This is a genomic window from Thioalkalivibrio paradoxus ARh 1, from assembly GCF_000227685.2.
Taxonomy (GTDB): domain Bacteria; phylum Pseudomonadota; class Gammaproteobacteria; order Ectothiorhodospirales; family Ectothiorhodospiraceae; genus Thioalkalivibrio; species Thioalkalivibrio paradoxus.
Map to the genome: position 1 here is coordinate 3622537 of NZ_CP007029.1, position 17361 is coordinate 3639897.

Below are 17361 nucleotides of genomic sequence, written 5' to 3' on the forward strand. Positions count from 1 at the left end.
GCCCTGCGTTCCCGACGGGAGACACTGCGTGCCTGGTGCAGAAAAAGCGGGCACACGATCTGCTCAGCGTGGTGCCGCGCCGGGCCCGTCGCGCAGCACCAGCTGCCCGGTCAATAGTTCGCCGTGGGCCAGGAATGCGTCGTACAGCGCGCGGCTGCGTGTGGCCAGGCGTTCGTCATCTTCCCAGGCGCCGGGGCGGTCAAAGGCGGAGCCCGCGCGGTAGCCGTTTCCGACCGCCTTCACGAAGGCCGCCACCGCGCGCGTGGTCACCGAAGGGTCGGCCACCGAGCCGTCGCCATACGACAGCGCGGCCGGCACCGTGCCGGATTCGAGCTGATACTCCAGCGCGCCGAGCAGCAGGCGATCGACGGCCTCGCCAACCTGTGCCCCCAGCTCCGGGGCGCGCTTGGCGATCAGACCGGAGGTGCCGTCGCGTTCGCGGAACAGGGAGAACCCACCGGTGAGTTGATGAACGAAGCGCCACTGTGCCGCGACATCCACCCGGTCGGAGGCGGCCCGGGCCTTTCCTCCGTCGAACTTCAGGCGGGCGGGCAGGCCCCAGTCGCGCATTGGGCCATCGCTGGCAACGACTGCCCCGGCGATCGCCGCCGCCCGATCGGCGAGGGTCTCGGCACGCGCCTGGTCGTCGGTGTCGCCGTACAGATAGAGCATTTCGTAGAGACCCTTGTGCCCGCGCAACATCGCGCCCAGCTGGTCGAGCGACCACTCCGCACCCTGATCGAGCAGGTAGATCCCGGCCTCGTCGTCCCACGCCGCGTCGGCATGGTCGGCGATCTCGCGCGCAATGCCAACCAGATCCTCGCGCGAATGCCCCATCCAGCCGGCGAGTACGTCCAGTTCCATCCGGCCCATGTCGTCGGCGCCGCCCGGCTTGTCCTGGCGCACCCAGGCATAGGCCGAGTCGTGCAACGCGTCGAGGCCGTAGGCAAAGCCGTCCGCCGCCGAGTCATTCGCGGCGTGGAAGCTGCCGTCGGCGTAGCGCTCGTTCACCAGGTGGTTGGTCAGCACCGAGATCACCGGACTCGGGCGGTGCGTCAGGTCGTCATACAGCCCCAGGTGCTCGAAACGCCCGGCACTGTGGTGCATATGATAGAGATAAGCGGCATCGGCATAGGCGGCCGGAGCTGCCTCCGCGTCGGCGTCGGCATGGGAACGCATCCGGCCCTGCTCCAGCAGATCCGCATGGGCGCGTTCCAGCAGGGCCAGCCAGGTTTCGGCCACCGCCTGCATCGGCTTGCCAGAGGCCTCCGGGCGATACCCCTCGTGACCGACCTCGCTGCTGCGCATCAGCCGCCCCTTCACGGTCAAGGCCCCCAGCGTGGCAAACGCATCGGCAGCAGCCATGCCATCGGCATCCATCAGTACGCCGCCGTCGGCATCGAGACCCGCGGCGACACCGGTGACGCCCGCCTGTACCCCGCCGCTTGCGAGCAGGAATGCCGCCGCCAACGCGAATGATCGGCTCTTCTTGGTGAATATCATGCTGCCTCCCTGATCGAAAAAGGATCCCGGTCGCACCCTGTGGCAACCCAGTCAGCAGCGTACTGAACCAAGCGTTCGCTGGGAAGGCCGTACGCCGGCGACCGTTGCTCGCGGATCGGGCCCGCCAGGCGATGCGGCAGACCCCGGCGGTTGTGCCCCAACCCCATGGGCGCAGGCGCTTTTGGCCAGGCTCCGCCGGGTCATGGCACGGGTGCGGCATGCGGCCTGCGGGACGAGAAATCCCGACTGACCCAGCCGACGATCGCATCGGCGGTGCGGACCCGGTAGAAGTCGTCGCCGATCTCCAGCAGTCGCAGCTCCACATCCGCATCGAGGATGCGCAACACCGGGCTGGTGACCGAAGGCTCGGCGCGCAGATTCACCCGCGTACCTGGCGCCAGGAAGACCTGCGACCGCTCGTCTTCGACGGTGTCGCGCAGGGTTGCCCCGTTCCGGATGCGGTCGTCGGCAGGCGGAATCGTCGCGAGCGGCGCTGGCGCGGCGACGACGGGGGGCACGTCAGGCTCAGGCTCTCCAGGTGCGGGTTCCTCGCCGCGCTGCGTGCTGGATCCGGCAGTCATCTCGAGTACCACCACCGGATCGCGGTCGTCCTGGAACCGCGCATCTTCGGGGGGCGCGGCCGGAGACGCCAGCCACGCCCCGATCGCCAGTCCCACCAGTCCGATCACCAGCACGAGCGCGGCCAGCGCACCGACGATGCGATTCCAATGGTAAACGTATTCGGTCGTCACCGGCGGCGACGGGATCCGCGTCCGGATCCTTGACTGTCGTTGACCAGATCGAGGGTGGGCCTTCATGAGTTCCTCCACCGGCAAAAGGGGCGTTGTCCGGATCCTTGCTGGCACCCACAAGCCGCCCCCCTGCAGCCGCGGCCGGACCGTCACAACGACCATTTGCGAGCTGCCGGGAAGGGTAACGAGTCCAGGGTGCCTCGCGATCGCGTCCGCAGGCACGGTGCCACCGGGTCGGTACCCGGACGGGTGCGCTGTTTCCGATCCGCCGCGCCCAACCCTGCGGCCCGTGCGGCAGCAGGGAGTATAGGCGATCTCCATTGTGGAACCATGCCTTCCCCTCACCGGACTTCGGTGACGCACCCAGAGCCCATCGGCATTCGGGGCTTGGACCCGGAGCCTCCTTTGCCTGGACCCTCGGGTCGTGCCCGAACCGCATACGGGCGGGTCCGCGCACAAACCGCGAACGCAACATGAGGACGGTGCAAGCGGTTTCGGGACTGCCGGGGTTCGGCTATCCTCGAAGAAGCGCGCAAACGAAACGTTCCGCGATCGGATCCAGTAATGCGACTGCCACGAGGACTGGCGGGAATCCTGGCATTCGGGCCCAGGCCGAATCGGCCCGCCAGCGGCCTGCAACCGTTTCGGTTGTGCTGGCGGCATGCGCTGGCGCTGGGTCTCGCCGTGGCCTGTCTCCCTGCCGGCTTCGTCAGCGCCGGCGTGGTACAGCTACTGCACAGCTCCGACGACTGCCTGCTCGTGCTGACGCAGGAACAGGGGCTTTTTCGCGAGTGCCCCGAAGACCTGCGCCCGCGCTGGCAGGCCGAGCTTCCCGAACGCCCGGCCGCTGCCACCGAGACCGGAACCGGCCAGCTGTGGCTGGCGACCCGGGGCGGGCTGCTGCGCCAGAACCCGGACGGCGACTGGTCCCCGGTGGCATCGGCCGCGGCGGCCTGGGTCCGCTGCGGCGCTGCGCACTGCGTGGCCAAGTTCTGGGGCCGAGGGCTGCATCGCCTCGACCGTGGGGAGATCAGCCGCGTGACCACCGAAGGCTTGCCGCCGATTCCGGTGCAGGATGCGCTGCTGCAGTCTGACGGCGGCTTGATCGCCGCGGGATTCGGCACGGGCGTATATCGTCTGGGACCAGGTTCGGAACGCTGGGAACCGCTGCACGCAGGCCTGGACAACCGGCATGTGCTGGCCCTGGCGGAGTCCCCGGAATCCCGTCTGTACGCGGCGACGTTCGGCGGCGGGCTCTACCGGCTGGAGCCGGGCCAGCAGGCTTGGGCCCGGCTGGCAAACCTCCCGGCAACCGACATCACGGCAATCGCCGTTGCATCCGATGGGCATATCCTGCTCGGCACCCGCCGCCAGGGGCTGTGGTGGTCGACGGACGCGGGCAGCCACTGGTCCGGCGACTCCAAGATCGACGGGTTGATCGTCTCCGTTGCGATGGGTTCCGCCGGGCTCGGCTGGGCGGCCGACGACACCGGCGACCTGTACCGACTGCGCGATGAGCAATGGCACCGTGTCGCGTTCCGCGACGGCTTCGCGACCCGCGCGGTGGCCGTGGACGACGAAGGCACGATCGTGGTCCTGCAGGGGCGCACGCTGTTCCAGACCCGCTACCCAGCCGGCGACTGGAGCGTGGTCGCCACGCCGCCTGCCCTGGACGACGCAGAGGAACGGATCGCAATGACCTTTGCACCCTCGGGAGCGTTGTACCTGGGCGCCTGGGACCGGGGGCTGTATCTGTCCCGGGATGCGGGCGGGCACTGGCAGGACGCGGCGGACGGGCTTCCCGGGCCACCCGGTACCGGCGTGCGTACCCTGGGGGTTGCCGCGAACGGCGACCTGCTGGCCGTGGCCAATGACCATGGTCATTCCGCATTCACCGCGCCTCGGGCCAGCTATCGGCAGGAGGATGACCGTCCTTCCGATTACCGCATTTACCGGCGCAGCGGGTCCTCCTGGGACCCCCTGTTCAAGCTTGGCCAGACTCCGGGTGACGAGCCGGTGAACGGCATCGGCCTGCTGCCCGATCGGCGGCTGCTGGCCTGGGGCCGGAACGCGATCGGCATCGCCGACGCCGACCTGACCGGCTGGCAGGTGTACCGCTTAGGCGACATGGCGGCCGGACCGCCGCAGATCGCCGCCGACGGCGCGATCTGGGTCGACCGCGGCCGGCCGGGCCAGAGCGAGTACTGGGCCCTCCACCCCGGCGAGCCGGACTGGACGGGCCCCGAGCCCAGACCCGACGAGCGCTTCCACGGCTTCGTCCCGGTGGACGGCGGCGACTGGCTCGCGCTGACACCGCAAGGCAGGCTGGCACGGCTGCGCCATGCCTCGGAAGGGCTCTCGGTGCTCGCCGTGCACGCCGCACCGATTCCGCTGGAACGCTTTGCCGCCAATGCGGCCGGACAGGTCGTTGCCGGCGCTCGCGACAGGGTCTTCCTGTCCAGCAACGGAGGGGCGACATGGAACGAAATCACCCCGTAGCGGTACCGCGATGAAACGCCTGCTCGCACGGTTGCTGCTCCCGGTTCTGGTCCTCGGCGCCCTGCTGGCGTGGTGGTATCCCGAGCCGGCGCTGGTCGGAATCGAGGTCACCGACTGGGCGCAGCAGTACGAGCGCAGCTATACGCCCCCCGCGCACCGCATCGGCGCAATGGCGGCGGCCCGGGATCTGCTGCAGCGGCGGCAGCCGTCGGTGCCATTGCCGCTGTACATGGAAAACCAAGCGGGCGAGCGATGGATCGAGGCCGACACCGGCGACGGCGCAGGCGGCCGACAGCACCGCGGGCACGGTGCTCGCGTCGATCCTGATGATGGCAGTCGTCGGGATCGCACTGCTGCTGTTGCCGCATGTCTACGGCATCTGGGGTGGCGACATCGGCCTACCGATGATGTCGAGCCTGCTCGGGATCGTGCTGCTGCTGTCCGCGGTGCTCGTGAGCCCGCTGTACATCGGCCAGTTCCGCCGCCTGCAGCGGCTGTTGCGTGGCGAGGAACGCCTTGCGCACTGGACCTATTCGCCCGAGGAGTGGCGCGACCATGTGCGCGCCGAATACGGCGAGCAGCGCCAGATGGCCCGCGCCAATCTGTGGTTCCTGGGTGGAACCATCGCGGTGGTTACGGTGATCCTGGTCGTGTTCATCGACCGCGAGGCGGCCGGCGTCATGGTCGCGAGTGCCGCCGGCCTGGTCGCACTGCTGACCTTCGTGGCCATCATGATGCCCCGTTTGACCCGGCGCAGACTGCAGCGCGGGCCTTACGAGGCGCATATCGGCGAGGACCTGCTCTATCTCGGAGGCCAAACCCATTTCTGGAGCGGCTGGACGAGCCGGTTCGAGTCGATCCAGGTGGTCGGCGGCGCCCGACCGCATGTCGAGATCGTCTACTCGGACCTCCAGGTATCCAACCCGAAGGCCGTGTCCCTGCATCGCGTCGGCGTCCACCTGAACGTCCCCATCCCGGCCGGACGCGAAGCGGAGGCGCAGACGATCGCCGAGCGTCTGGAACGGCGCTGGCGTGGAACGGACCGGCAGCAGAAACCTCCGCCTAATCAACGCCGCCGGCAGTGAACCGCGCGACCGGGCACAGACCCAAGCCGCCGACACCACCACGCATCCGGGGCTCGGCGCAGGCGTTCCGATCCGGATCGTGCTCGGCCCGGCAGCAGACCCGCATGGCCCACTAGCCGCGTTCGGCGACCGGCTGCAACCTCCGCGTGCCCGGGTTCGACGCCAGGCGCTGTCCCGACTTCAGGAGCGATTCGAGGTCGGCGGCGGGCAGGCCAGGCCCGAACAGGAAGCCCTGGTAGACGTCGCATCCCTGAAGGCGCAGAAACGCCAGCTGTGCACGGTTTTCGACGCCTTCCGCCACCACTTTCAAGTGCAGGCTCCGGGCCATCGCGATGATGGTCGTGGTGATCTCCACGTCGCTGCTGTCGTTCGGGACGTCGCGAATGAAGCAACGATCGATCTTGAGCGTATCGAGCGGGAATCGCTTCAGATAGGACAGCGACGAATACCCGGTACCGAAGTCATCGATCGCCAACCTGACACCGGCGTCCTTCAATTGCCGGAGGGTGGCGGGCGCATCGCTCCCCTGCTGCATCAACGCGGTTTCGGTGATCTCCAGTTCCACCCAGCGTGGATCCAGACCGGCCTGTGCGAGGCCGTCGCGTATGCTTTGCACCAGATTCGGCTGCAGAAACTGCCTCGGTGATAGGTTGACCGTCAGCCGCAGCGGGGGCAAGCCGGCAGACTGCCAGGCGCGGACCTGCCGTGCCGCGCGGCCCAACACCCATTCGCCGATGGATGTAATCAATCCGGTATCTTCCGCAATCGGGATGAAACGCCCGGGGAGCACCATGCCGTGATCGGGATCCCTCCAGCGAACCAGCGCTTCGACGCCGACGATCGCCCCGGATTCGACCCCGACCTGGGGCTGGTAGAACACCTCGAACTCTTCGTTTTCGAGCGCCCTGCGCAGATGGCTCTCGACCGTGAGGCGGGACTTGGCGGCCTTGGTGAGCGCCTGGGTATAGAAACAGAAAGTGTTCCGCCCCTTCGCCTTGGCCTGGTACATCGCAGCATCCGCGTTCTTGATCAGCGCAGCGCCATCGGTACCGTCCTCCGGAAACAGGCTGATGCCGATGCTCGCCCCGACGTAGAGGTCTCGCAACCGCTCTCCCTGGAACGGCTCGGCGATGCTCTCCAACAGACTTTCGGCGTGCGCGGTCACGTGGGCGATCGGGTTTTCGGGCAGATCCTCCAGCACGATCAGGAACTCGTCGCCGCCCAGCCGCCCGACCGTCTCGCCGTGCCCATGCCGATCCCGCAGCCGCTCGCCGATGGCCCGGAGCACCAGGTCGCCGAACGGATGCCCGAGGCTATCGTTGATATTCTTGAATCGATCCAGATCGAGGAACAGGACCGCCAGGCGCTCGCGGGCCTGCCGCGCCGACACGATTGCCCGTTCCAGATGCTGTTGCAGTGCAGGCCGATTCTGCAGCCCGGTGAGGGAATCGTGAGTGGCCTGGCGCGTCAGCTGTTCCTGGTTCTCGCGCAGCAAGCGCTCGACGCGCCGCCGCTCGCTCACCTCCCGGCGCAGCGATACGTTCATGTTCATGAATTTGGCCGAAGCCATTCCCGACAATAACAACAACCCCAGCAGCACGGCAGCGATGGCCGCCGGGTTGTTGCGCCACACCGCGGCCAGACTGAAGACCTGACGGTCATCGAACGGGGCGATCCCCAAGGATCGAAACAGTTCGTGCACGGGACGGTAGTTCGCTGGCGGCGACCATGCGAGATACCCACCGGCTTCGGCCGCAGGGTGCGCCTCCGGCATCGTCAACAACGCGATCGTGACCGCTTCGACCAACTCGTCGGGAGTGTCGGGCATCCTCGAGAAGGGCCACTCCGGATACAGGTTCGTGGAGTGCAGTAGCGGGAAACCCGGTGTCGTCCGCGCATTCAGGATCCGCAGATCCCCTGCATCGATGCGCCCCTCGCTGATCAGCGTTTCCAGGATACCGGTGCGGACAGTACCCGCATCGCTGCTGCCGTCCAGGACTGCTTCAACGACCTGATCATGCGGCATGCCGGTAAACCGCAATTCGCGCAGATCCCGAGCCGGGTCGATCCCGTGCGCCCGCAAAATCTCCCAGGCGACGATGAAGCCCCCGAGCGAACCCTCTCCGACCGCGGCGAAACTGTGGCCGCGCAGGTCCGTGATCGAGGCCAGGTCGGTGCGTTCCGAACGAGTGAAGATCACACCGCCGAAATCCCGAACCGGCGTTCCCTGCTCTTTCGCAATCATCGTGAGCACGCGGGTCAGCCCGTGCTGGCTCTCCATCTTCACGTAGTGCGCGGTATTGGTCAGCACGAAGTCCACGGACCCGCGGGCGATGGCCTCGTTCAGCTCCGGGTAATACATCGGAACGATCCGAAACACCTTGTCGGGCAGCATCTCGCTCAGATACGCGGCGGTTGGGGCCCAGCGCTCCAGCGTCTGGTCGAGCCCGCGATACGCCAGCGTTCCGATCTTCACCTCATCCTGGCCAAGCGCCGGCATCGCGCATCCCAGCATTACCACGAACGCAGCCACCCACCGCATCCAATGCACCCCGAACACGCCCCTTCCCGTTCCCCTAGTGTGGACAACTTTCCGGCAATCTGCAGGCAGAGCCCTTCGTGAAGCGATCGGTGACAGATCAAGCCCGGATGCGATGCCAAATGACATACCGTGGCGGCAACAGGCTGCGTCCGGCTCCGCAGTCATCGCCGCACGCCGGCGACCTGGGCTTGGCACCATCCACCGGGTGCACCGCTTGCGGCCGGCGCACTCGGAATCGGACAGAATCCGGCCGTGACATCGCTCCCCTGTGCTCACCGGCCGTGGTTTTCGGGCATCAACGGCCACGGCATCCATTCGCCCCAGCCCGTCGCTGCTTGACTTCAGCGGACCCGAATTCAGTCGGTTGCGTCATCCCACCGGTCGCGCACGGCATCCAGCGCATCGTCGACCGCGCGGCCCGTGCGCTCCGCCGGACCTGGCGGGTCGATTGCGTCCTCCGCCTCGCGAGCGGCGTCGTCGACGCGTTCACCGGCGTCCTCGACCGCTTCGTCGACACGTTCGCCGGCTTCCTCGGCCGGGCCTGGGTCGGAACATCCAGCCAGCAGAAGAGGAAGAAGCAGTGGGGTAGCGATCAAGAGTCGTGCGACGGGTTTCATCCGTTACTCCTTGTTCAGCATGAATATTGGTTCGGTTACACGCACACAAGCGACCGGTGTTCGCTCCGACACGCTCGGCGCAGACCACGCGTTGGCTGGCGCGCGGGCTGGCGCGCGAAGATCCAGTCGACCCATGGGCCTATTGCAGATTCCGGCGAGTTCACGGTCGCCGCGCATCCCTCTGGACACATGCGTTGTCACCCATCTCCGCTCCGAGAGCAGGCATTCCGCGGCCGCGGCGCCAGGCACGATACCGATCGGATTCGCCGTGGATCCCTCCGGAAAGACCGGCGAGGTTACCGCAGCTGCTCCTCCCTACCATAGTCGAAGAAACACGCCTCGGCCGGTGGAAGCGGCGCGCGGAGAAACGCTGCCTGCTCAAGCGGGCTCGGAGCGCGCAACTCCTGGAGCCTGCGGTTTGGCGGCACTATACCTACTGTTGCCATGGCCTTTTGGGCCGGCGCCCGACTTCGCTTTTCCTGTGGTGTCACCGCCTGCCGGGCCCGACGTTGCCAGGCCGGTGGGCGGGCCCAGACATCCGCGGATTCCGCGGCAGATGCGATTCCCGGCGCATTGCCAACGCCGATCAACCCAACGTCGATCAACCCAACGTCGATCCACCAAAGGAGACCGAAATGAAAGCAGCCATCGTGGTGATGTCCGACCCCCAGGCCAACAGCGACGAGGCGCTGGGGCGCGTATTCAATGCCCTCGGGGTGGCCTACGATTTCAAGCAGAACGGTGACGATGTCACCGTGATCTTCCTCGGCGCCGGGACCCGTTGGGCCGCCCACGTCACCAACGCCGATCACCCGCTGCACGCGCTGTACAAGACCGTCGAAGACAAGGTGGCGGGCGTCTCAGCGACCTGCTCGGATTTCTTCGGCGCCGCCGGAGAAGCGCAGCAGGCCGGTTTCGCGATGCTCAAGGACAATGCCGCCCCGGGAACCGCCGGTCTGCCGAGCTTGCGTACGCTTGCCGCCGAGGGGTATCAGGTGATGATTTTCTGAGGCAATTGCCACCGCCCGGAGGCTTGGTGGCCACACCATCCACCGGGGCGGCGGCAGTCGAGCATTGCCGGCAGGTCACGACCTTCAACGCGAATACCACCACGCTGCGCGCGTCGCGACGACGACCCGTGCAGCGCTTTCCTGGCAGCCCAGGCCCGATGGGCCGCTAGAACCGCCACCAGCGCCAGAAGCGCGGGCCGCAGCTCCGGACCGCCCGGGGAGGCGGCCCCGGCTGGCAGTACGCGAGGTTCACCAGCTCCTTGATCCGGTGGCGATCGCACACCTCCTGCCCGAGATGACGGTCGTCGGCGATCACGCGCAGGACGTGCAGCCGGTCTTCCGCAGACAGCTGCCGGTCGACAAAGGCGTTGAGCATTTCGTCACTGAGCGGTCGTTCGGTCATCGCGATCTCTCTCGGCCATGTCATGGCATTGCATGCAAGCCTCCCGCCACGGCGTCGCGGGCACCGGCTTGCAGGGCGCCTCCTTGTTCAGACGAAGACGTGGCGCGGGAGCGGGGAATTCCGTTCTGGCACGAGCCGCGCCACCCGGGTACGCCAACGCGATGCGTGCATCGGCTCCGGTACAACCGGATCACAGTGGCCAATGCCGGCACGGGCTGGGTACACTCTGCGCCCGAATGCCGTTCCGGATCCCGTGATGACCGACCCGAGCCCCCTGCCGCGAGGCACGCTGTACATCGTTTCCGCGCCCTCCGGTGCGGGCAAGACCAGCCTCGTGGCTGCGCTTCTTGAGCAGCTCGAGCATGTGGCACTGTCGGTTTCCCATACCACGCGCCGCCCGCGGCCCGGCGAGGTCGAGGGGCAGCACTATCACTTCGTCAGCGCCGAGCGTTTCCTCGACATGATCGAGGCGGGCGAGCTGCTGGAACACGCGAAGGTGTTCGACAACTTCTACGGTACATCCAAGGCCGCGGTGGCCTCGCAGCTGGAATCCGGAACCGACGTGATTCTCGAGATCGACTGGCAGGGCGCGCGCCAGGTGCGGGCCGCGATCCCGGACTGCCAGTCGATCTTTATCCTGCCGCCGTCGCGCGCCGAACTCGAACGCCGCCTGCGAGGGCGCGGGCAGGACGACGAGGCCGTGATCCAGCGCCGGCTGCGCGATGCCGAGTCCGACAGTTCGCACTTCCGCGAGTACGACTACACCGTGGTGAACACCGATTTCAACGAAGCGGTGCGCGATCTGGAGAGCATCTTCCGTGCGAACCGGCTGCGCAGCACCGAGCAGGCGATCCGCAACCGCGGGATGATCGCATCACTGTTGGCGGGCGGTGCTGCCTCGGCGTAAGATCGGGGGTCCGATCTTTTTTCTCCTGGAGTCGAAATGGCCCGCATCACCGTCGAGGACTGCCTCGAACACGTCGACAACCGCTTCGAACTGGTCTTGATGGCCGCACGGCGCGCGCGCCACCTCTCCCACGGCAAGGATCCGCGGGTGCCGGACGACAACGACAAACCCACTGTGATCGCGTTGCGCGAGATCGCCGAAGGGCTGGTCGGCCCGGAGGTCTTCGACGAACCCGACGAGCGCCCGCAGCCGCAGATGCTGGACTTCAGCACGATCCGGCACCTGGAGCAACTCGACGCCGACGAACGTTAGCCCCGAGCCGATGAATTCCGCGCTGCCGACCCTCGTCGGGGCCGCCCAAGAACCGAGCACCGACTCGACGCGATTCCTGATCAGCGACCTGTGCGCTGAACTCGAATCCTACCTCGAACCCGATCAGATCAACGAGGTGTACCGGGCCTATCTGTTCGGGGCCGAGGCGCACGAGGGGCAGACGCGGAAGACTGGGGAACCGTACATCTACCATCCGCTGGCGGTCGCCCGGACCATGGGCGAAATGCGGATGGACCACCGGGCGATCGTGGCCGCGATCCTCCACGACGTGATGGAGGACACCCCGACCAGCAAGGAACGCATCCGCGCCGAATTCGACACTGAGGTCGCGGACCTGGTCGACGGCGTATCGAAACTGACCCACCTGCAGTTCCAGACCAAGGCCGAGGCCCAGGCCGAAAACTTCCGCAAGATGATGCTGGCGATCACCCGGGACATCCGGGTGATCCTGATCAAGCTCGCCGACCGGCTGCACAACATGCGCACATTGGGCGTGATGCGGACCGACAAGCGCCGCCGGATCGCCCGTGAGACGCTGGAAATCTATGCGCCGATCGCCCAGCGGCTCGGCATGAACCGGATCCGCCGGGAACTCGAGCAACTCGGCTTCGCCGCGCTGTACCCACGCCGTTTCGCGGTGCTCGACGCGTCGGTGCGGCAGGCGCGCGGGCACCGGCGCGAGCCCATGCAGAAGATCGAGGCCGCGATCACCCACCGCATGGAGGCCGCCGGAATCGAGGCGCGGATCAGCGGGCGCGAGAAGGGGCTTTACAGCATTTACCGCAAGATGCTGGAGAAGCGCCAGCCGTTCAAGAAGATCGTCGATGTCTTCGCGGTGCGCATCGTGGTCGCGGACGTCGACACCTGCTATCGCGCGCTGGGCGTGGTGCACAACCTCTACAAGCCGGTGCCAGGGCGGTTCAAGGATTACATCGCGATCCCGAAATCGAACGGCTACCAGTCGCTGCATACGGTGCTGTTCGGACCTCACGGCAGCCCGATCGAAATCCAGATCCGCAGCGCCGAGATGGACCGGGTCGCGGAGACCGGCATCGCGGCGCACTGGCAGTACAAGGCCGGTGACGACCATGCAATGACAGCCCAGAGCCGCGCCCGCGATTGGCTCAAGGACGTGCTCGAGATCCAGAACAGCGTCGGCAGCTCGATCGAGTTCCTGGAAAACGTCAAGGTCGACCTGTTCCCGGACGAGGTCTACACCTTCACGCCGATGGGCGAGATCATGGTGCTGCCGCGCGGCGCAACCCCGGTGGATTTCGCCTACGCAGTGCATTCGGACGTCGGCAATCACTGTGTCACGGCGCGAATCGACCGCCAGCTTGCGCCGCTTTCGGCGCGGCTCCAGAGCGGCCAGACGGTCGAGATCGTCACCGCCCCGGGCGCGCGCCCAAACCCCGCCTGGCTGTCGTTCGTGGTCACCGGCAAGGCCCGCTCGGGAATCCGTCACTGCCTGAAGTCGCTGCAGTCGGACGAGGCGGCGGCACTGGGCCGGCGCCTGATGGAAAAGGCGCTGGCCACGCTGGGCCAGGGGCTGGGGCAGATCTCGCCGGTGCGCATGGACCAGGTGCTCGACGCGATGAAGATTCCCGACATCGACAGCCTGCTGGTCGAAATCGGCCTCGGCAACCGGATGGCGGCGCTGGTCGCGCGCCAGCTGGTCGGACAGGAACCCGCGCAGGAAGTCTGCGAAGGGTCTGGTTCGGCGCTGGCGGTCAAGGGCACCGAAGGGCTGGTCGTGAATTACGGGCGCTGCTGTTTTCCGATTCCCGGGGATCCGGTGATCGGGATCCTCAGCGCGGGACGCGGGCTGGTGGTCCACCGCGAGGCCTGTCGCAACCTGGGCGAACTCCGCGAGCGCAGCGACAAGACGGTATCGCTCGAATGGTCCAACGAGCCGGGCGCGGAATTCGCGGTTTCGGTGCGCGCCGAGACCGCGAACCGCCGCGGCGCGCTGGCCGAAATGGCGGCGGTCATCGCCGATCATGGCTCGAACATCGAGCACATCTCGTTCAATGAGCGCGACGGCCACTCGACCGCGATGACCTTTACGATCACCGTGCGCGACCGCCGCCACCTCGCCCAGGTGATCCGTTCGCTGCGGCGCCTGAACGACGTGCTGCGGGTACAGCGCAGCCGGGGATGACCCGACCGGCACCGGACACCCTGACCCCGGCGCCCGCTTCGGGTATCTTCGCCCTCCTGTCCCAACGGCCTCGAGGAGAACCCCATGACCCGAACGATCATCCAGACCGATGCCGCTCCCGCCGCGATCGGCACCTATTCGCAGGCAGTGCGTACCGATGCCACGGTCTACGTTTCCGGCCAGATCCCGCTGGATCCGGCCACGATGGATCTGATCGACGGCAGCATGGAAGCCCAGATCCGGCGCGTGTTCGACAACCTGGCCGCGATTGCCTCGGCGGCCGGCGGCACCCTGAACGATGTGGCCAAGCTGAACGTCTTCCTGACCGACCTCAGCCATTTCCCGCTGGTGAATCAGGTGATGAGCGAGTATTTCAGCGAGCCCTACCCCGCGCGGGCCGCGATCGGCGTCGCGGCACTGCCCAAGGGAGCCGAGGTCGAGATGGACGCGATCCTGTACCTGCCCCAGGGCTGATCCACGCGAATGGAACGCGTTGAATGGATCTCGACGCACCGCTGACCGCGCTCCGTGGCGTGGGCCCGAAACAGGCAGAGCGGCTGGGCCGGCTGGGGCTGGCCCGAACCCACGACCTATTGCTCCACCTGCCGCTGCGCTTCGAGGATCGCACCCGCCTGACACCGCTGCAGGCGCTGCGCCCCGGTTCGCCGGCGCTGTTCGAAGGCCGGGTGGAAGCAACCGAGGTGGTCAGCGGCCGCCGGCGCATGCTGCTCGTTCACCTCGGCGAGGGAGACGCACGCATCCTGCTGCGTTTCTTCCATTTCGGAGAGCGGCAGCAGCGGGCCTTCGCCAACGGAGTACGCCTGCGCGCCTACGGCGAAATCCGCGGAATGCCCGGGCTGCCGGAGTGCGTGCACCCGGAGTACCGCATCCTGCGCGGGCCGCCTCTGCCACTGGAACCCTGCCTGACCCCGGTCTATCCGGCCACCGAAGGCGTATCGCAGCGACTGCTGCGCGAGCTGGTCGGCGCCGCACTTCCCGAGGCAAGCCGTCTGCCCGACCTGCTGCCCGAACTGCGCGATCGGGACTTGCCCGATCTCGCCGAAGCGCTCGAGGCGCTGCACCGGCCGCCTCCGAACCGGTCGTCGCCAGCCCATGTGCCGCGCCGCAGCCCGGCGCTGACCCGCCTGGTGCTCGAGGAACTGTGCGCGCACCAGCTGGCGCTGATGCTGCACGCGGGCTCGCGACCGCGCGGGCGCGCGCCGGAACTGCGCCCCGTGGGACAGCTCTGGCGGCAGGTCGTCGCCGAGCTTCCCTTCACGCTGACCGGCGCCCAGCAGCGCACGATCGCCGAGATCCAGGCGGATCTGGGCCGGCAGCGGCCGATGAACCGGTTGCTCCAGGGCGACGTCGGATCGGGCAAGACGCTGGTCGCGGTCGCCGCCGCCCTGACCGCGATCGAGGCCGGCCACCAGGTCGCGTTCATGGCGCCGACGGAGCTGCTCGCGCGCCAGCACCTGCACAACCTCGCGGCCTGGCTGGAACCGCTGGGCATCGGCATCGCCTGGCTCGGAGGCCGGCAACGCAAATCCGAGCGCGAGACGCTCTTGTCCGGGCTGGCCTCGGGCGAGCGCGCGCTGGCGGTCGGCACCCACGCGCTGTTCCAGGAACAGGTCGCGTTCGCCCGCTTGGGGCTTGCGATCATCGACGAGCAGCACCGCTTCGGCGTGCATCAGCGCATGGCACTGCGCGACAAGGGCACCAGGCTGCTGCCGCACCAGCTGATCATGACCGCAACGCCGATCCCGCGGACCCTGGCGATGTCGCTGTATGCGGATCTGGATCAGTCGGTGCTCGACGAACGTCCGCCGGGGCGCACGCCGGTGAAGACCGCGCTGATCAGCAGCGAGCGCCGCGACGAGGTGATCGCCCGCATCCGCGTCGCCTGCGGCGACGGCGTGCAAGCCTACTGGGTCTGCCCGCTGATCGAGGATTCCGAAACCCTGGAAGCCGAGGCCGCCGAGACCACCGCCGAACGCCTGCGCGAAGCGCTGCCGGAGCTGCGCATCGAGCGCGTGCACGGGCGCATGAAACCGGCCGAACGCGATGCGGTGATGGATCGCTTCCGCTCCGGCACGATCGACCTGCTGGTCGCGACCACGGTGATCGAGGTCGGGGTCGACGTACCCAACGCCAGCCTGATGATCATCGAGAACGCCGAGCGCATGGGACTTTCCCAGCTGCACCAATTGCGCGGGCGCGTCGGGCGCGGGCGCCGGACCAGCGCCTGTGTGCTCCTGTACCGGCCGCCGCTCGGAGAAGTCGCACAGGAACGGCTCGAGGCCATGCGCCAGACCGACGATGGCTTCGAAATCGCCGAGGTCGACCTCGCGATCCGCGGCCCCGGCGAAATGCTCGGCACGCGCCAGACCGGTGAACGCGGCTACCGGGTCGCGGACTGGGGCCGCGACCAGGATCTGATGGAGGACGCGACGCGTCTCGCCCGTCAGGTGCTCCCCGACCGCCAGCGCACCGAGGCGCTGATCCGCCGCTGGCTCGGATCCGCAGCGCATTACGGCGGCGTCGGCTGATCCGGCGCACGCGGGCGGGAGAGGGAAAAACTCCTCCGATGAATTGCAAGGGCCGTATCGCTGCCGGGTGCCGACAGGGTCGTCAGCGATGATACGGGTCCGGCTGACCTTCCGGCGCCGGGCTGAACCGCTTGTAGGCCCAGTTGTACTGCTCGGGGCGCTGGCGCACGAGTGCCTCGACCAGACGGTTGATCGCGGCAGCCGCGCGTTCCGGGTCCGGGTCCGCGACCTCGGGGCCCGCCTCGATTTCGCGGTAGCGGTACCCGGAACCGCGCGGCAGGCGCTCGGCGAACGCGAACACCACGCGATCGCTGCGCCCCCGCAACAGGCGTGGCAGCAAGGTCATCGTCAGCGCCGGGCACCCGAAGAACGGCGCGAACACGCCGGTGGCCCGGCGCGGGCTCTGGTCCGGCAGCAGGCCGATCATCTCGCCCCGGTCGCGCGCGGCCTGCAGCTGGCGCAGCCCCTCCCGGGTGGCCGGGGCCAGGCGCGCGCCGGTCGAAGCCCGCGCCTCGCGGATCCAGCGATCGATCTCCGGCTGGCGCAGCGGGGAATACAGGCTGGTCATCGGGCCGTAGCTTGCCGCATGCAACCCGGCGAATTCCCAGGACCCGAGGTGCGGGGCCACCAGGAACAGCGCCTGCCCCGGCGGGCGCGCAGCCGACAGGTCGCATTCGGTCTTGAACGGGGACAATGCGCGCAGCCGCTCGGGTCCCGCGCGCCAGAGCCAGGGCGCCTCGGTCAGCGCCTTGCCCATCTCCATCATCGAGCGGCGCCCGACCCGCCGCCTCCAGGCCGGGGTCTGTTCGGGAAAGCAGAGTTCGAGGTTGATCCGGGCGACCCGTGCCATCCGCGTCGGCAGCACCCAGGCGATCCAGCCCAGCGCGCCGCCGAGCGCGTGGTTTGCGCGCAGGGGCAGCGCCGCCAGCAGGCGCAGCACGAGTCCGAGCAGCCGGTCCCGGATCCGCCGCCCGCGCCGGGCCGTCACCGGCGGCGCCCC

15 protein-coding genes are annotated in these 17361 nt (G+C 68.0%); 8 read left to right on the plus strand and 7 right to left on the minus strand.

Features of this window, described 5'->3' with window-relative positions; genetic code table 11:
• Positions 1–63: 63 nt before the first annotated feature.
• Both THITH_RS16375 and THITH_RS16380 read right to left on the minus strand, forming a co-directional pair.
• Positions 64–1503: a hypothetical protein gene (locus THITH_RS16375; protein WP_006746717.1), complete on the minus strand. Its 1440-nt coding sequence runs from the start codon at positions 1501–1503 to the stop codon at positions 64–66.
• A gap of 200 nt (positions 1504–1703) precedes the next feature.
• Positions 1704–2255 carry an SH3 domain-containing protein gene (locus THITH_RS16380; RefSeq protein ID WP_232222217.1) on the minus strand — a complete coding sequence of 184 codons (552 nt, stop codon included), beginning with the start codon at positions 2253–2255 and terminating at the stop codon, positions 1704–1706.
• 564 nt (positions 2256–2819) lie between these two features.
• Here THITH_RS16380 and THITH_RS16385 point away from each other — a divergent pair.
• Positions 2820–4754, plus strand: coding sequence for a ligand-binding sensor domain-containing protein (locus tag THITH_RS16385; RefSeq protein WP_006746715.1), 1935 nt, complete (start codon positions 2820–2822; stop codon positions 4752–4754).
• Here THITH_RS16385 and THITH_RS16390 read toward each other — a convergent pair.
• Complete coding sequence (locus THITH_RS16390) at positions 4744–5061, minus strand: hypothetical protein (protein WP_025367665.1); 318 nt, start codon at positions 5059–5061, stop codon at positions 4744–4746. The genes THITH_RS16385 and THITH_RS16390 overlap by 11 nt on opposite strands.
• Before the next feature lies 1 nt (position 5062).
• Here THITH_RS16390 and THITH_RS16395 point away from each other — a divergent pair, with 1 nt between their 5' ends.
• A complete protein-coding gene (locus THITH_RS16395; RefSeq protein ID WP_006746714.1) occupies positions 5063–5839 on the plus strand; it encodes a hypothetical protein in 777 nt (258 codons plus the stop codon).
• Between the two features lie 112 nt (positions 5840–5951).
• Here the strand turns inward: THITH_RS16395 and THITH_RS16400 are convergent, their stop codons facing one another.
• On the minus strand, positions 5952–8546 hold the full coding sequence (locus THITH_RS16400) for an EAL domain-containing protein (RefSeq protein WP_232222218.1): 2595 nt from the start codon (positions 8544–8546) through the stop codon (positions 5952–5954).
• Between the two features lie 191 nt (positions 8547–8737).
• Positions 8738–8998 (minus strand): hypothetical protein, encoded by a 261-nt coding sequence (locus tag THITH_RS16405; protein ID WP_006746712.1) that lies wholly within the window; start codon positions 8996–8998, stop codon positions 8738–8740.
• Positions 8999–9633: 635 nt separating this feature from the next.
• Here THITH_RS16405 and THITH_RS16410 point away from each other — a divergent pair.
• Positions 9634–10008 (plus strand): DsrE family protein, encoded by a 375-nt coding sequence (locus tag THITH_RS16410; RefSeq protein WP_006746711.1) that lies wholly within the window; start codon positions 9634–9636, stop codon positions 10006–10008.
• A gap of 166 nt (positions 10009–10174) precedes the next feature.
• Here THITH_RS16410 and THITH_RS16415 read toward each other — a convergent pair whose 3' ends face one another.
• On the minus strand, positions 10175–10435 hold the full coding sequence (locus THITH_RS16415) for an anti-sigma factor (protein ID WP_156925546.1): 261 nt from the start codon (positions 10433–10435) through the stop codon (positions 10175–10177).
• Positions 10436–10667: 232 nt separating this feature from the next.
• Here THITH_RS16415 and gmk point away from each other — a divergent pair, with 232 nt between their 5' ends.
• The 5 genes from gmk (at position 10668) to recG (ending at position 16361) form a co-directional block, all read left to right on the plus strand.
• Positions 10668–11318: a guanylate kinase gene (gene gmk, locus THITH_RS16420; RefSeq protein WP_006746709.1), complete on the plus strand. Its 651-nt coding sequence runs from the start codon at positions 10668–10670 to the stop codon at positions 11316–11318.
• 36 nt (positions 11319–11354) lie between these two features.
• Entirely contained in the window at positions 11355–11630 is a 276-nt protein-coding gene (gene rpoZ / locus THITH_RS16425) for a DNA-directed RNA polymerase subunit omega (protein ID WP_006746708.1), read from the plus strand.
• A 10-nt stretch (positions 11631–11640) separates the two neighbouring features.
• Complete coding sequence (gene spoT, locus THITH_RS16430) at positions 11641–13812, plus strand: bifunctional GTP diphosphokinase/guanosine-3',5'-bis pyrophosphate 3'-pyrophosphohydrolase (protein WP_006746707.1); 2172 nt, start codon at positions 11641–11643, stop codon at positions 13810–13812.
• A gap of 84 nt (positions 13813–13896) precedes the next feature.
• A complete protein-coding gene (locus THITH_RS16435; protein ID WP_006746706.1) occupies positions 13897–14286 on the plus strand; it encodes a RidA family protein in 390 nt (129 codons plus the stop codon).
• A 23-nt stretch (positions 14287–14309) separates the two neighbouring features.
• Positions 14310–16361 (plus strand): ATP-dependent DNA helicase RecG, encoded by a 2052-nt coding sequence (recG, locus tag THITH_RS16440; RefSeq protein ID WP_006746705.1) that lies wholly within the window; start codon positions 14310–14312, stop codon positions 16359–16361.
• An 82-nt stretch (positions 16362–16443) separates the two neighbouring features.
• Here recG and THITH_RS16445 read toward each other — a convergent pair whose 3' ends face one another.
• Positions 16444–17349 (minus strand): lysophospholipid acyltransferase family protein, encoded by a 906-nt coding sequence (locus THITH_RS16445; protein ID WP_006746704.1) that lies wholly within the window; start codon positions 17347–17349, stop codon positions 16444–16446.
• Positions 17350–17361 lie beyond the last annotated feature (12 nt).

Bases quoted from the DNA above. Each gene is read 5' to 3' on its own strand.
- THITH_RS16405 (WP_006746712.1), bottom strand. From the start codon at position 8,998: ATGAAACCCGTCGCACGACTCTTGATCGCTACCCCACTGCTTCTTCCT.
- gmk (WP_006746709.1), top strand. From the start codon at position 10,668: ATGACCGACCCGAGCCCCCTGCCGCGAGGCACGCTGTACATCGTTTCC.
- recG (WP_006746705.1), top strand. From the start codon at position 14,310: ATGGATCTCGACGCACCGCTGACCGCGCTCCGTGGCGTGGGCCCGAAA.
- spoT (WP_006746707.1), top strand. From the start codon at position 11,641: ATGAATTCCGCGCTGCCGACCCTCGTCGGGGCCGCCCAAGAACCGAGC.
- THITH_RS16385 (WP_006746715.1), top strand. From the start codon at position 2,820: ATGCGACTGCCACGAGGACTGGCGGGAATCCTGGCATTCGGGCCCAGG.
- rpoZ (WP_006746708.1), top strand. From the start codon at position 11,355: ATGGCCCGCATCACCGTCGAGGACTGCCTCGAACACGTCGACAACCGC.
- THITH_RS16410 (WP_006746711.1), top strand. From the start codon at position 9,634: ATGAAAGCAGCCATCGTGGTGATGTCCGACCCCCAGGCCAACAGCGAC.
- THITH_RS16400 (WP_232222218.1), bottom strand. From the start codon at position 8,546: ATGACTGCGGAGCCGGACGCAGCCTGTTGCCGCCACGGTATGTCATTT.
- THITH_RS16435 (WP_006746706.1), top strand. From the start codon at position 13,897: ATGACCCGAACGATCATCCAGACCGATGCCGCTCCCGCCGCGATCGGC.
- THITH_RS16415 (WP_156925546.1), bottom strand. From the start codon at position 10,435: ATGACATGGCCGAGAGAGATCGCGATGACCGAACGACCGCTCAGTGAC.
- THITH_RS16375 (WP_006746717.1), bottom strand. From the start codon at position 1,503: ATGATATTCACCAAGAAGAGCCGATCATTCGCGTTGGCGGCGGCATTC.